This is a genomic window from Nocardiopsis sp. TNDT3, from assembly GCF_003427465.1.
Taxonomy (GTDB): domain Bacteria; phylum Actinomycetota; class Actinomycetes; order Streptosporangiales; family Streptosporangiaceae; genus Nocardiopsis; species Nocardiopsis dassonvillei.
This window is the reverse complement of the sequence record NZ_QPFC01000362.1, coordinates 1-13831: the sequence shown is the minus strand read 5'-3', so window position 1 is coordinate 13831 and position 13831 is coordinate 1. Positions and strand designations below refer to the sequence as shown.

Below are 13831 nucleotides of genomic sequence, written 5' to 3'. Positions count from 1 at the left end.
GGGGACGGCGGCGCGCCCTGGGGCGGCGCGACCCCGGGACCGCAGGTGCCCGAGGGCGGCGCCAGTCCCGGGGGCTGAGGCCCCGACGTGCGCTGACGCGACCCGGGAACACCCCGGCGCTCCCCCTTGTTCATAATGGACGAAACCGACAGGGGAGCGCGCGAGCGCTGAGAGTGCGGCACCAGGCCGCAGACCCTTACACACCTGATCTGGGTCATGCCAGCGAAGGAAGTCGTAGGAACCGTCACCGGTGGCGTGCTCCCGCGCACCGGGGACGTCCCGGCGCGCACGGAACGCGTTCCGGCGCCGCTCTCGGCCGCACGGGCCCCTCGCATCCCCCGGCGAAGGGACACCATATGAAGAGGGACACCACCCCCCAGGGCGCCGGCTTCCGGCGCGACCTCCTCGGCCGACTGCGGAGCTGGCGCACCGTCGACATCGTCGTGGCCTCCGTGATCGGCGTCGCGGTCGGCGTGGTCTTCTGGCTCTGGAACATCGTCTGGTCGGTCACGACCCCGCTGTTCGTCGGCTTCCCGCCCGCGCAGGCCGTCGTCTACGGCATGTGGCTGATCTCCGGCGTACTGGGCGGCCTGATCATCCGCAAGCCCGGTGCGGCCCTGCTCACCGCCATCGCCGCCGCCTCGGTCTCGGCGCTCCTGGGCACCCAGTGGGGGATCATGGTCATCCTCGACGGCGCCCTCCAGGGCATCCTGCCCGAACTCGTCTTCCTCGCCTTCGGCTACCGCCGCTGGGGCATGGGCGTGGCCGTCCTCGCGGCGGCGGTCGCGGGCGTCTCCCCCGCCATCCGCGACAACCTCGCCTACAACGTGACCTGGCCGCTGTCCTACCAGGTCACCTACGGCGTCATCGTGGTGGTCAGCGCCGCCCTCATCGCGGGCGTGGGCTCCCGCCTGCTCACCACCGCCCTGGCCCGCTCCGGGGCGCTGGCCCCCTTCCCGTCCGCGAGGGGCTGACCGTGGCCTCCGCGAACGGGCGCCGGACGGCGGCCGGGGGCCCGGGCGCGCGCGTGGAGCTCTCCGGCTGGGGCTGGCGGCACTCGGGCCGCGGGTCCCACGCGCTGCGCGGCGTGGACCTGGTGATCGAGCCGGGCGAGCGCGTGCTGCTGCTGGGCGCCTCCGGCGCGGGCAAGTCCACCCTGCTGCACTCACTGGCCGGTCTGACCGGCGAGGACGCCGCCATCAGCGGCGACCACGAGGGCACCCTGCTCCTGGACGGCGAGCCCGCCGACCGGAGCCGGGGCTCGGTCGGCCTGGTCAGCCAGGACCCCGAGACGCAGCTGGTGATGGCGCGCGCGGGCGACGACGTCGCCTTCGGCCCGGAGAACCTGGGCGTGGCACCCGACCTCATCTGGCCCCGGGTCCACGAGGCACTGGAGGCCGTGGGCTTCCCGTACGGACCGCGCCACCCCACCGGGGCGCTGTCGGGCGGTGAGAAGCAGCGCCTGGTGATCGCCGGGGCCCTGGCGATGCGCCCCCGCCTGCTGCTGCTGGACGAGCCCACCGCCAACCTCGACCCCGCCGGGGCCGCGCTGGTGCGCGGCGTGCTGGCCCGCCTGCTCGCCGAGACCGAGGCGACCCTGGTGCTGGTCGAGCACCGCGTGGCCGACGTCGTGGACCTGGTGGACCGGGTCGTGGTCGTGGCGCCCGGCGGCGGGGTCGTCGCCGACGGCCCGCCGGGAACGGTGTTCGCCGAGCACGGGCGCTCGCTGGCCGCGCAGGGAGTGTGGGTGCCCGGGCACGAGCCCGCGCCCGTCCTGGCGCCCGCGCCGGGCGGGGAGCCCCTGCTGGAGGCCGTGGGCGTCACGGCGCGCACCCCGAGCCAGCTCGGCGTGCGCGCGGCGCCCCGGCGCACGGTGTTCGAGGGGGTGGACGCCACCGTCCGAGCCGGAACCGCGACCGCCCTGACCGGACCCAACGGCGCGGGCAAGTCCACGCTGCTGACCCTGCTCGCCGGACTGTCCAGGCCCCACCGGGGGGCGGTGCTGCCGCGCGGGCCGCTGGCCGGGGCCGACCCGCGCCCGCTCGTGCGCTGGCCCGCCCGCAGGCTGGCCCGGCACGTGGGCACGGTCTTCCAGCACGCCGAGGACCAGTTCGTCACCGCCACCGTGCGCGACGAGCTGCGCTTCGCCCCGCTGCGCGCGGGTATGGGCGAGGCCGAGACCGAGGCCTGGGTGGGCGAGCTGATGGAGCGTCTGCGCCTGTCCGCGCTGGCCGACGTGCACCCCTACACGCTCTCGGGCGGGGAGAAGCGGCGGCTGTCGGTGGCCACGGCGCTCAGCTCGGGCCCCGCGCACGCGCCCGACGCGCTCGTCCTCGACGAGCCCACCTTCGGTCAGGACACCCGGACCTGGACCGAACTCGTGGAGCTGCTCGCCACCCTGCGGTCCGCGGGCCGCGCGGTGGTCATGGCCACCCACGACGACCTGCTGCTGCGCAGTCTGGCCGACGCGCGGGTGCGCGTGGCCGGGGGCCGGGCCGTGCAGGAGGCCGCCGCACCGGGCGCCGGGGCGGAGCCGCCCGGCCCGCCGGAGCCGACCGGGCCCGCGGGGCACGCGGCGGCGGGAAGGGGGAGCCGTGGCTGACCGGAGGCCGTCGGACACACCCGGGAAGGGAACCCGTACGCCGGACGGGATCCGGGAGGCGGACGAGGTCCCTCGCGCACCGGATGAGCTCCGTGAGCCGGAAGGGGTTCACGGGCCGGACGAGGTCGGCGCCTCCGCTGAGGCCCGGGGGTCTGGCGGGGTCAGCGCCCCGGCAGGGGACGCGCTCACCCTGGAGGCTCCCGAGGACGGCGGGGCGCGCTTCTGGCTGGTCGGGCTCAACCCGGCGGCCAAACTGCTCGCCGCCCTGCTGCTGGGCGTGGGCCTGGTCCCGGCCGTGGACGCCGTCACCGGCGGCACCGTGCTGGCGGGCGTCCTGCTGCTCCTGCCGTTCAGCGGGACCGACCGGCGCACCCTGCTCGTCCTGGGCGGGCCCTTCCTGCTCATGGGGCTCTCCAGCGGACTGGTCAACTACCTGTACGGGGAGCACGGCGCGGAGGGCGCGCTGGGCGCCGCGGTGCGCCTGCTGGCCATCGCCCTGCCCGGACTGCTCGCCGCCGTGAGCAGCGACCCCACGGAGACCGCCGACGGCCTGGTGCAGCGGCTCCGGGTCCCCGAGCGGCCCGCCATGGGCGTGCTGGCGGCGCTGCGGCTCGTCCCGATGCTCGCCGACCAGTGGCGCACGATCACGCTGGCGCGGAGGGCGCGCGGGCTGGAGGCCGGGCGCAACCCGGTCAGGGCGGTCACGCTGTTCTTCGGCCGCCTGTTCGCCCTGCTGGTGCGCTCCATCCGCACCGGGACGCTGCTGGCCGCGGCGATGGACGCGCGCGCCTTCGGGACCGGGCCGCGCACCCGGGCCCGGGAGAGCCGCTGGCGGACCGCGGACACGCTGCTGCTGGCGGGGGCCGCCCTGCTCCTGGCGGCGGCCTACACCCTGTCCGCTCGGCTGGGCACCCTGGTGCTGCTCTTCTCCTGAACCGGGTGGTAAGCAGTTCGGAGACAGTGACGTCCGAGTAGTGAGGGGCAGTGGACCGTGGGCGAGTTCGTGCGTGTGGAGACCGATCCGGACCACCCGGCCGTGGCCGTGATCCGGCTGGACAGGCCGAAGGTGAACGCGCTCAACGCCGCGCTCACCGCGGAGATCGCCGAGGCCGCGACCCGGGTCGCCAAGGACCCGGACGTGCGCGCCGTGGTGGTCTACGGCGGCGAGCGGGTGTTCGTCGCGGGCGCCGACATCAAGGAGATGGCCGACCTCACCGCCGCGCAGATGCTGGGCTACGCGCGCGACCTCCAAAACGCCCTGAACCTGGTGGCCCGCATCCCCAAGCCGGTCGTGGCGGCGGTCACCGGGTACGCGCTCGGCGGCGGCCTGGAACTGGCCCTGGCCGCGGACTTCCGCGTGGCGGGGGCCGGGGCCAGGCTGGGCGTGCCCGAGATCCAGCTCGGCGTCATCCCCGGCGCGGGCGGGACCCAGCGCCTGCCCCGCCTGATCGGTCCCTCCCGGGCCAAGGAGATGATCTTCAGCGGCCGCCACGTGAAGGCGGACGAGGCCCGGGAGATCGGCCTGGTGGACCAGGTCGTCCCGGACGAGGAGGTCTACCGGGCCGCCGTGGCGCTGGTCGCCCGGTACGCCGGGGGACCGGCCGTCGCGCTGGCCGCGGCCAAGGAGGCGGTGGACCGGGGCCTGGAGACGGACCTGGACACCGGTCTGGAGATCGAGCGCCTGCACTTCGCGGGTCTGTTCTCGACCGAGGACCAGAAGGACGGCATGCGCAGCTTCGTCGAGCAGGGACCCGGCAAGGCCGCTTTCAAGGGGCGCTGAAGAGGCGCCGCGCAGAGCTGATCGGGCACCGAAACAGCAGGTCGGGGCGGCGGCACACGGTGCCGTGCCGTCCGTCCCGCCGCCGTTTCGGTGGATTCGAGAACTTTTCGCCCCGCTCGTCGGATCGAACGGTGTCACGGGGGGTTCGGCCGAACGTCCGCATCCGGCCAGTCCGGACGGGAGGGAGGGAACCGCCCACGCCAGTTTTCCGTCATACTCGTGAGGGTCGCCCCCGGACGGACGCGCCGCCTGAACCCCGGACGCCCGGCGGTGCGGAAGCGACCACACGGGCCCGAGACGGGACGAACAAGCCAATGGTGACCCATCCCCCGGCCGTTAAGCTGGACGCGGTGGTATGTGGTCTTTTGAGGGGATGAGTTCTCGATGGCAATGTCGGCAGGTTTCCCCATGGGTGAGGAGCTGCCGGAGCGCATCGGCCACTACGTCATCCGCCGCCGCATCGGGCAGGGCGGCATGGGCGTGGTGTACCAGGCCGAGGACCCCCGGACCGAGCAGTTCGTCGCGGTGAAGGTCCTCAAGCCGGAGGTCGCGGGCGACCAGATCGCCCGGGCCCGCCTCGCCCGCGAGGTCGAGACCATGCGCCGCGTGCACAGCCCCAACGTGGCCGAGGTCATCGAAGCCGACACCCAGGCCGAGCTGCCGTGGGTGGTCACCGAGCACATCCCCGGCCCGACCCTGGACGCCACGGTCACCAACCACGGCCCCCTGCGCGGCCGGGCCCTGACCCGCTTCGTCACCGGCATGGCCCGCGCGATCCGCGACATCCACGCGGTGGACGTGATCCACCGCGACCTCAAGCCCGGCAACGTGATCATCTCCAACGGCGAGCCGATCGTCATCGACTTCGGCATCGCGCACGCGGTGGACGGCGCCAAGCTGACCCAGACCGGCACGTTCGTGGGCACGCCCAGCTACCTGTCCCCGGAGGTCATCGAGGGCACCGACCTGGGCCCGGCCACCGACATCCACGCCTGGGGCGGCACCGTCGCCTTCGCCTCCACCGGCCGCCCGCCCTACGGCGCGGGCACCTTCGAGGTCATCTTCTTCCGCATCCTCAACGGCGAGATCGACATGGACGGGATGCACGAGGCGCTGCGGCCGCTGGTCAACCGCGCCGTCTCCCGCGACATGCGCAGCCGCCCCACGGCGGAGGAACTGCTGGAGGAGGCCAGCCGCCTCAACCTCGACCTGCCCTGGACCGAGGACGCGGGAGGCCGTCCCAGCGGGCTCACCGGCAGCCACACCGTGTACCACCCGACCACGGCCGGGGGCACGGGGGAGGAGCCGGGCAGCGGCGGCCCGGGCGGCGCAGCCGCGGCGGGCGCGGCCGGTGCCGCGCTCGGCGGTGCGGCGGGCTACCTGGCCGGTCGCGCGGCCCAGGGCGACCAGGGCTGGGGTCCCCCGCACACGGGCGGCGGTCCCGCCTCCAGCGCCTGGTCCCCGTCCGGGGACCCCGCGCGCCCGACCTCCGCCGCGCACTCCGGCGGTCTGCTCGACGACCCCGGGTCCACCGACGACCTCTCGGGCGCGGCGAACGGCCGCCGCGTCGACGACCCGGAGTCCACCGACGACCTCTCGGGCGCCCGGCGCGGCTGGGGCGACGAGGACGACGGGCTGCCGGGCACCGAGCGCATCGCCCCGCGCGACGCCGGGGACCCGGACGACCCGCAGGGGACGATGCGGATCAGCCCGGTCCGCGACGAACCGGACGACGCGCTGGGCACGCGTCACATCCAGCCCGACGAGTTCTCCCGCGAGGACCCGCAGGGCACGATGATGATGGACCCGGTGGACCGGGACGGGTACGCCCGGCGCCCCGTCGACGAGCGCGAGGACGAGGGCTACCAGGCCCCGCACACGCAGTTCTTCAACACCCCGCTGCACAAGGGCGACTTCGCCGACATCCTCACCCCGGTGGACGACGGCCGGGGCAGCAACCAGACGCAGGAGTTCGACGAGGACGGGTACGAGGAGCGGCGCGGCGGCCTGCTGGGCCGGTTCCGGCGCGGCGGCAACGACCGGGTGAGCGACTACTTCCAGGACGACTCCGACGAGGAGGGCGAGGAGTACGAGGAGCGGTCGTGGCGGATGCACCCGCTGACGATCCTGCCCATGCTGGTCTCCGTGGCCGGTGTGTCGCTGCTCTTCCCCTGGTTCGGGCTGATCCTGGGCGTCGTGCTCATCGCCGCGCTGGGCGCCCTGGACGTGGTCAAGGCCGAGCACGCCCGCCGCCTCCAGACGCGCGGCCCGCGCAGCTCCGACAACATGGTGGTGGCGCTCAGCTTCCCGTGGGCCTTCGGGCGCATGGCGCTGCGCACGCTCGGCTTCGGGCTGGTCTACCTGCTGGCGGGCATCCTGGTCGGCATGATCTACGCGCGGATCGCGGACGTGCCGGGTCAGGGCGCCAACTACACCGGCGCCTTCGCGATCTTCGTGATGATCCTGCTCAGCTACGTCATGCCGAGCGGGCGCGAGGCGCGGCACCAGGCGGTGTGGCTGGTGCGCCGGGTCCACTACCGCAACCTCTACGTCTACATCGGCGTGTGCATCGGCCTCGTGCTGCTGACCATGCTCATCCTGTCGTTCGGCCTGTCGGCGGCCCCGGACTGGGTGCCGATCGGCGGTCCCTCGGACTGGTTCGACGGACAGTGACCCCCGCCCGGCGGCCGTACGGCTCACCGGGCACCGCGAAGGCCCCGGGCTCCGGCCCGGGGCCTTCGGCGTCTCCGCCGGGCGGGGGAGGCCCCCACCTGTTACCGGTGGTGTGACCGGTTCCGGCGGGATCGGCGGCGACTAGGGTGGGAGCGGGAGGCGGGCGCCCACGACCGGTGTCCGGCGCCGGCGGTCCGGCCCGGGTCGGAGCATCAGCGGCGGACCGGCGGTACAGCGGTGGTTAGGGTTGCCTCAGTCACACCGGGGGCCAGGGGTTGGCCTCCAAGCTACTAGCCAGTAACATCTGGGCTATGAGCACATCGCGGGACCTGCCTGGACGTGAAGGCGGCCCCGCCGTCGGATGACCGAACGGCATTCGGCATTGTTGGCAGTAGGGGGCGCGCCAGCGTCCGGCCGCCGCACGGCGGATCATGGAGTGCAGGGAGGTCGGCCACCGGCCATGAATATTGTCGTTTTGGTCAAGCAGGTCCCGGACACGGCGACCGAGCGGAAGCTCAACCCCGATGACAAGACGCTGGACCGCGCCGCGTCCGACGGTGTCATCAACGAGCTCGACGAGTACGCCATCGAGGAGGCTCTCCAGCTCAAGGAGAAGCACGGCGGCGAGGTCACCATCCTGACGATGGGACCGGACCAGGCCACGGACTCCATCCGCAAGGCCCTGTCGATGGGCGCGGACAAGGCCGTCTTCGTCAACGACGCCGCCCTCCACGGCTCGGACTCGCTCCAGACCGCCTACGCCCTCGCGCAGGCCCTGGGCACCATCGAGTTCGACGTGGTCGTCCTGGGCTCGGAGTCCACCGACGCGCGCACCGGCGTGGTCGGGGCCGCGCTCGCCGAGTACCTCGGCCTGCCGCAGCTCACGTTCGCCCGCAAGGTCGACATCGACGGCAGCACCATCAGGATCCAGCGCCAGACCGACTACGGCTACGACCTCGTCGAGGCCCAGCTCCCGGCGGTCGTCTCCGTGGTCGAGAAGATCAACGAGCCGCGCTACCCGTCCTTCAAGCTCATCATGCAGGCGAAGAAGAAGCCGGTGGACAAGAAGTCCGCCGCCGACGCGGGCATCGACACGGCCAGGGTGGGTCTGGCCAACGCCACCACCGAGACCGTCGACTTCGACGCCGCACCGCCGCGCGCCGCGGGCACGGTGGTCAAGGACGAGGGCGACGGCGCCGCGAAGATCGCCGAGTTCCTCGTCGAGAAGAAGTTCGTCTAGGTCGAACGAGAGACTCAGGGAAGGTTCAAGGGATATGGCTGAGGTCCTCGTCCTCGTCGACCACGTCGACGGACAGGTCAAGAAGGTCACCACCGAGCTGCTGACCGCCGCCCGCCGCATCGGCGAGCCCGCGGCCGTGTGGATCGGTGACGGCGCCGAGACGGGCAGGGGCACCCTGGCCGAGTACGGCGCCGAGAAGGTCTACGTGGCTTCGGCCGAGCTGAACGACCACGTCGTGGCCCCCAAGGCCGAGCTGCTCGCCAAGCTCGCCCAGGACAAGGGCGCCGCCGCCGTCCTGGTCTCGGCCACCGCCGAGAACAAGGAGATCGCGGGCCGCACCGCGGTCAAGCTGGGCTCGGGCGTGCTCACCGACGTCGTGGACGTCAACGCCGAGGTCGTCGCCGAGCACAGCATCTTCGGCGGCACCACCATCACCCACGCCCGCGTGCGCACCGGCGTGCCGGTCGTCGCGGTCCGCCCGAACTCCGTCCCGGCCGAGGCCGCCTCCGGTGCCGCCGCCGAGGAGCAGGTGTCGGTGGAGGTCTCCGACGCCGCGAAGACGGCCAAGGTCGTCGAGCGCGTCCACGAGGAGCAGGGCGAGCGCCCCGAGCTCACCGAGGCCGCCATCGTGGTCTCCGGCGGGCGCGGCGTGGGCTCCGACGACTTCTCGGTCGTGGAGAACCTGGCCGACTCGCTGGGCGCGGCCGTGGGCGCCTCCCGCGCCGCCGTCGACTCCGGCTGGTACCCGAACCAGTTCCAGGTCGGCCAGACCGGTAAGACGGTCAGCCCGAACCTGTACGTGGCCCTGGGCATCTCCGGCGCGATCCAGCACCGCGCGGGCATGCAGACCGCCAAGAACATCGTGGCGATCAACAAGGACCCCGAGGCCCCGATCTTCGAGCTGGCCGACTTCGGCGTCGTGGGCGACCTGCACGCGGTCACCCCGCAGCTGACCGAGGAGATCAACAAGCGCAAGTAGTAGCGCGTTTCGACACGCGAACGCCCGGCCGGGGACCTCCCCGGCCGGGCGTTAGCGTGCCCGGGGGCCGTTTCCGGGCCCGCCGCCCGGGTAGGCGGGCCGCACGGCGGCGAACGGGGGGCCATGGCGACGGAGACCGCGAAGGTGCGCGCGGGACGGCGCGTGGTGGAGGTGCGCAGGCCCGGCAAGCCGCTGTTCGGCGAGGGCGGGGCGACCAAGGAGGACCTGGCGCGGTACCACGCCCGGATCGCCCCCCTGATGCTGCCGCACGTGCGCGACCGGCCGGTGGCCCTGGCGAGATTCCCCGACGGGATCGACGCGCAGGGGTTCTTCGTCAAGCACCCGTCGGTTCCGGACTGGGTGGCCACTGTGGAGACCAGCGGCGGCCGGATGATGCTGTGCCAGGACGCGGCCGCGCTGGTCTGGTGCGCCGACCAGGCTGCGGTCACCCTGCACGCCTGGCAGTCCCGGGAGCCGAGACTGGGCCTGCCCGACCGGATGGTGATCGACCTCGACCCCGCCGGGGACGGCCCCGAGGCCTTCGCCGCCTGCCGCGCCGCGGCGCGGGACGTGCGGGAGGTGCTCGACGACCTGGGCCTGGCCGCCTACGTGATGACCAGCGGCTCCCGGGGCCTGCACGTGCGCTCGCCGCTGCGGCCCGAGGCCGACGACCAGGAGGTCCGCGTGCTGGCGGAGGCGGTCGCGGACCGGGTGGCGGCCCGGCGGCCGGAAGAGCTGACCACCGAGGTGCGCAAAGCCGCGCGCGGGGACCGGTTGTTCGTGGACTACCTGCGCAACGGCCGCGAACAGCTCGCGGTGGTGCCGTACTCGGTGCGGGCCAGGCCGGGCGCGCCCATCGCGGCGCCCCTGACCTGGGAGGACCTGGAGAAGGTGGAGACTGCCCGGGACCTCACGATCGACCTGGAGCGCGAGGAGTGCCCGTTCGCGGGGATGGGCGGGCACGCCCGCTCCCCGCGCCGGGCCCTGGAGCGCTTGGGCTGAGGTGCGCGGGGAATGTCAGGAGTCCGGGGCGCCCTCGGGCTGGACACAGGGTGAGGAGGCGGAGAGTGCCAAGCTGCCGTCTCCCGCCACCTGCACGGTCATCCCGAAAGCGTCCTCCGCGTGTTCGACGGACAGGAACATGTCCTCGGGCCGCAGATCCTCGAACACCTGGTAACCGTTGGAACTCCAGTGCTCGTGGAGCAGTTCGAAGGTGGCGTCGTTGTCCTCGACGGGCAGGCCCCGCACCCAGAACGTCTCGCTGACGGTGACCCGGTCCCTGGACCCGCCGTCCGTGGGGTCATCGCAGGCGGCGACGATGGTTCCGCGCCGTTCCTCCAGTTCCGCCTCCTCCGGGAGCGCGGTCATCGTGTTGTCGATGTGCTCCCGGACCTTCTCCGCGGCCTCGTCCTCGGTCATAGTCGCCTCCGTTCCCGATCCCCCGGACTCGCCGGGGCCACAACCGGTCGCCACCAGGGCGAGGGCGATAACCCACGCCCACGGTCTGAATCTGATCACGTGCCGCTTCCTATCCCTTATTCCGCCTGCCCCGCGATGACCCTGCCCATGTGGAGCAAGGATTTCGTCCTGGGGTCGAAGTACTCCGAGTGAGCGGGGCCGAGCGGCCAGGAGCCCCCCACACTGCCGGGGTTGGACTCGAACACGTTCGCTCCGAATTCCGGATCGGTCGGGTCCATGCCGTGCGTGAGGCCCGTCAGGTTGGTGATGCCGTCGTTCTCCGCTGTTGAGACGTGCACGTTCTCGGCGGGAAGGTTCAGGTCGGTCACGTGGTCGGCGTTGGTTCCGGGACTGCCCACGAGTATCACTTCGTCCGTGTCGAGTCCGGCGTCGCTCTGCGCGGTGTGCCCGACCACCGTGGAACCGTAACTGTGGCCTATGACGGTGTTGTGGGACGGCGGTCCCTGGTGGGTGGAGCGCAGTCCGTCCTGGAAACTGCTCAGCTCGCTGACCGCGTCCTCCGCCCGTCCTTCGAAGGCCGCCTCGGGAACGTTGGGGGCGTCGTACCCGATCCAGCTGATCACGGAGTGGCTGCCGTTCGGGTCCGCGTTCGTCGCGGACTCCAGGAGGTTGTCTCCTCGGCCGACCTGGTCGTTGATGCTCTCCCAGGTCGTCGTGGTGCCCGGCACCAGGGTCGCCACGTTGTCGGCGGTGTCGGGGTTGCCGTTGGCCACGATCGCCCGTCCGTCGCCCCCGGTGTCCAGAGCCAGCAGGTACCTGTCAGCGCTTTCGTCCTCCAGGCTCTCCCGCAGCTCCTTCAGCTCCTGGAGCTGGTTGTCGAGCGTGTCGTCGTTCGCCATGGCCAAAGCGATCGCGTCGGACCCGTTGCTGCCCCGGGCGGCCGCCTCCCCGATCTCCTCGTCCCGTTCGGCGATCTCCTCCTCGAACCGCTCGATCTCGTCGTCGAGATGGTCGCGGTTCAGTCGGTCGCGCACGGCCGCCGGGATGCCGTCGAGCTCGCGCAGCAGCTCGGGATGGTCCCGCACGGCCTGGTCCTGCTCCTCCTCGGTCATCGAGGTCCACCACAGGTTGACGACGGACGGGTGCTCGTCACCGCTCAGCTCGTCCGGGACCATGCTGGGGACCGCGTCACCGAAGTAGGACAGCTGGCCGCCGGTGAGCAGGGACGACTCGATCAGACGCTCCAGGCTGTCCTGGCTGGGGCCGTCGCGCAGGTCCCTCTCGGTCTGCTCGGCCTGCTCCATCAGGGTTTCCCAGTGCCCGGAGTGCTCGGAGAGCAGTTCCGCGCGCAGCGTTTCCAGCTGGGCGACCTTCATCCCCTCACGGGTTCCCTCACCGAGGATGGAGCCGCTCCCCTCGGAGGCGCCGACGGCCGCTTCGGCGTCGGCCTTCTCCTCCTCCCAGCGGGTCTCCAGCTTGGCGCGCTCGGCACGGTAGGTCTCGATGTCGAGCCCCCACTGGCGCAGGACCGCCGCGCCGTAGGTCAGGGAAGCGGCGGCCTCCTGCCAGGAGGACAGTTCCTGGGACGAACTGGAGACGATGTTCCAGGCGACGAGGTCGGTGAACTCCCCGGCGGAGGACCGGAACCGGCTGTGGGTGCCCTCGGACTGGCCGAGCATGTTCTGTCGGACGGCGTCGAGCTGGTCGGCGCCCGTCTCGATGGCGCCGACGTCGGCGGCGATGTCCTCGGGCAGACCGAGGGACATGGAGGAGAGGTCGCTCACGGCAGGGGTCTCCGCGGTTGGTGGGGGCGGGGGACAGGGGTCAGAAGTTGATCTGGATGTCGAGGGACTCCAGACCCTCCTGGTACTCCTCGGCGTTCTCGTGGTCGGTGTCGGTGATGGCCAGGTCGGCGCCCTGCACGTTCTGCGCCAGGTTGATGCCGTTCTGGGCGACCCTCCGGATGTGCTCCATGGTGTCGAGGCCGTAGTCGTCCAGACCGCCCGTCACGTGCTCGGACACGGCTCCCGTCAGGCCTTCGACGGCGGCCTCGAAGTCGGTGCCGAGGAAGACCATCGCCTCGGCCAGGGCTTCGGCCTCCTGGGCCTCGGACATGGCGTCGACGGGGTTGACGCCGGTCGAACCGGACACGGGAACTCCAGAGGGTGAAAGAGGGGTATCGGAGAGGAAGGTTACAACAGGTGCGTAAGAGCCTCCGGGAGGGGGCGGCCGCCCTTCGCGGTGATCCCTGTGCGTTCCTACCTGCGGTAACAGCGCTGAAGCGAACGAGAGGCCATTCAGACTCGTCTTTGTCCGCATGTGGTCAGGCCGTGCCGCGGGCGGGGCCCGCGCGGCGCGCGGACGACGGCCCCTGGTGGTGTGGCCCTCGGGTTTCGGGGAAGGAATCCCAGCTCAGACACCGGCAGTCGACCGCGGGGGAGTCCCATGGAGGGCATCGGGGCCCAGATCGGCCTCGTCCTGGTCCTGGTCGTGGTGAACGCCGTGTTCGCGGGCAGCGAGATCGCCCTGATCACGCTGCGGGAGGGGCAGATCAGGCGGCTGGAGGAGCGCGGCCCGGGTGGGCGCGCGGTGGCCCGGCTGGCCCGCGACCCCAACCGGTTCCTGGCCACCATCCAGATCGGCATCACCCTCGCGGGCTTCCTCGCCTCCGCCACCGCCGCCGTCTCCCTGGCCCGGCCGCTGGTCGAGCCGCTGGGCTTCCTCGGCTCCTACGCGGCCCCGGTGTCGGTCGTGCTGGTCACCGTCGTGCTCACCTTCGTCACCCTGGTCCTGGGCGAACTCGCGCCCAAGCGCATCGCCATGCAGCGCGCCGAGCCCTGGGCACTGCTCGTGGCCCGCCCGCTCAACGCGCTGGCGCTGCTCTCGCGCCCCGCGATCTGGCTTCTCAGCGCCTCCACCGACCTGGTCGTCCGGCTCGGCGGGCTCGACCCGCACGGCGCCAGGGAGGAGGCCACCGAGGAGGAGCTGCGCGACATGATCGAGGCCCAGGGCCATATGACCCCCGAACAGCGCACCATCCTCTCCGGGGCCTTCGACATCACCGGGCGGACGCTGCGCCAGGTCCTGGTCCCGCGTCCCGACGTGGACACCGTCCCGGCCGACCTGCCCGCGCGCGAG

Annotated in this window: 12 protein-coding genes and 1 riboswitch; of the genes, 9 read left to right on the top strand and 3 right to left on the bottom strand. The window is 72.7% G+C overall.

Annotated features, from left to right (window positions below):
- The first annotated feature begins 140 nt into the window (after positions 1-140).
- Positions 141-248: riboswitch (TPP riboswitch) on the top strand.
- Positions 249-356: 108 nt separating this feature from the next.
- The 8 genes from DQW06_RS09665 (at position 357) to ligD (ending at position 10276) form a co-directional block, all read left to right on the top strand.
- Positions 357-974, top strand: coding sequence for an ECF transporter S component (locus DQW06_RS09665; RefSeq protein ID WP_013151307.1), 618 nt, complete (start codon positions 357-359; stop codon positions 972-974).
- A 2-nt stretch (positions 975-976) separates the two neighbouring features.
- Positions 977-2602: an ABC transporter ATP-binding protein gene (locus DQW06_RS09660; RefSeq protein WP_071621309.1), complete on the top strand. Its 1626-nt coding sequence runs from the start codon at positions 977-979 to the stop codon at positions 2600-2602.
- A 190-nt stretch (positions 2603-2792) separates the two neighbouring features.
- On the top strand, positions 2793-3536 hold the full coding sequence (locus DQW06_RS09655; protein ID WP_041553023.1) for an energy-coupling factor transporter transmembrane protein EcfT: 744 nt from the start codon (positions 2793-2795) through the stop codon (positions 3534-3536).
- 57 nt (positions 3537-3593) lie between these two features.
- Positions 3594-4382 (top strand): enoyl-CoA hydratase/isomerase family protein, encoded by a 789-nt coding sequence (locus DQW06_RS09650; RefSeq protein WP_013151310.1) that lies wholly within the window; start codon positions 3594-3596, stop codon positions 4380-4382.
- 408 nt (positions 4383-4790) lie between these two features.
- Positions 4791-7055 carry a protein kinase gene (locus tag DQW06_RS09645; protein ID WP_013151311.1) on the top strand — a complete coding sequence of 755 codons (2265 nt, stop codon included), beginning with the start codon at positions 4791-4793 and terminating at the stop codon, positions 7053-7055.
- 460 nt (positions 7056-7515) lie between these two features.
- On the top strand, positions 7516-8295 hold the full coding sequence (locus DQW06_RS09640; protein ID WP_013151312.1) for an electron transfer flavoprotein subunit beta/FixA family protein: 780 nt from the start codon (positions 7516-7518) through the stop codon (positions 8293-8295).
- A 34-nt stretch (positions 8296-8329) separates the two neighbouring features.
- Complete coding sequence (locus tag DQW06_RS09635) at positions 8330-9274, top strand: electron transfer flavoprotein subunit alpha/FixB family protein (RefSeq protein WP_013151313.1); 945 nt, start codon at positions 8330-8332, stop codon at positions 9272-9274.
- 123 nt (positions 9275-9397) lie between these two features.
- Positions 9398-10276, top strand: coding sequence for a non-homologous end-joining DNA ligase (gene ligD, locus DQW06_RS09630; RefSeq protein ID WP_071621310.1), 879 nt, complete (start codon positions 9398-9400; stop codon positions 10274-10276).
- Positions 10277-10291: 15 nt separating this feature from the next.
- On the opposite strand, the gene DQW06_RS09625 is transcribed toward ligD, so the two are convergent.
- Genes DQW06_RS09625 through DQW06_RS09615 form a run of 3 tightly spaced genes read right to left on the bottom strand, consistent with a single transcriptional unit; the run spans position 10292 to position 12844 of the window.
- Complete coding sequence (locus DQW06_RS09625; RefSeq protein WP_071621311.1) at positions 10292-10792, bottom strand: hypothetical protein; 501 nt, start codon at positions 10790-10792, stop codon at positions 10292-10294.
- 17 nt (positions 10793-10809) lie between these two features.
- Positions 10810-12477, bottom strand: coding sequence for an alpha/beta hydrolase (locus tag DQW06_RS09620; protein ID WP_117198315.1), 1668 nt, complete (start codon positions 12475-12477; stop codon positions 10810-10812).
- 40 nt (positions 12478-12517) lie between these two features.
- Positions 12518-12844, bottom strand: a complete 327-nt coding sequence (locus tag DQW06_RS09615) for a hypothetical protein (protein WP_013151317.1) — start codon at positions 12842-12844, stop codon at positions 12518-12520.
- 294 nt (positions 12845-13138) lie between these two features.
- Here DQW06_RS09615 and DQW06_RS09610 point away from each other — a divergent pair.
- Positions 13139-13831, top strand: a 693-nt coding sequence (locus DQW06_RS09610; protein ID WP_117198314.1) for a CNNM domain-containing protein, incomplete at its 3' end; no start/stop codon positions are given.

What these genes read in the sequence shown, in the direction of transcription:
- ligD (WP_071621310.1), top strand. Translation starts at nt 9,398, where the DNA reads ATGGCGACGGAGACCGCGAAGGTGCGCGCGGGACGGCGCGTGGTGGAG.
- DQW06_RS09640 (WP_013151312.1), top strand. Translation starts at nt 7,516, where the DNA reads ATGAATATTGTCGTTTTGGTCAAGCAGGTCCCGGACACGGCGACCGAG.
- DQW06_RS09645 (WP_013151311.1), top strand. Translation starts at nt 4,791, where the DNA reads ATGGGTGAGGAGCTGCCGGAGCGCATCGGCCACTACGTCATCCGCCGC.
- DQW06_RS09665 (WP_013151307.1), top strand. Translation starts at nt 357, where the DNA reads ATGAAGAGGGACACCACCCCCCAGGGCGCCGGCTTCCGGCGCGACCTC.
- DQW06_RS09635 (WP_013151313.1), top strand. Translation starts at nt 8,330, where the DNA reads ATGGCTGAGGTCCTCGTCCTCGTCGACCACGTCGACGGACAGGTCAAG.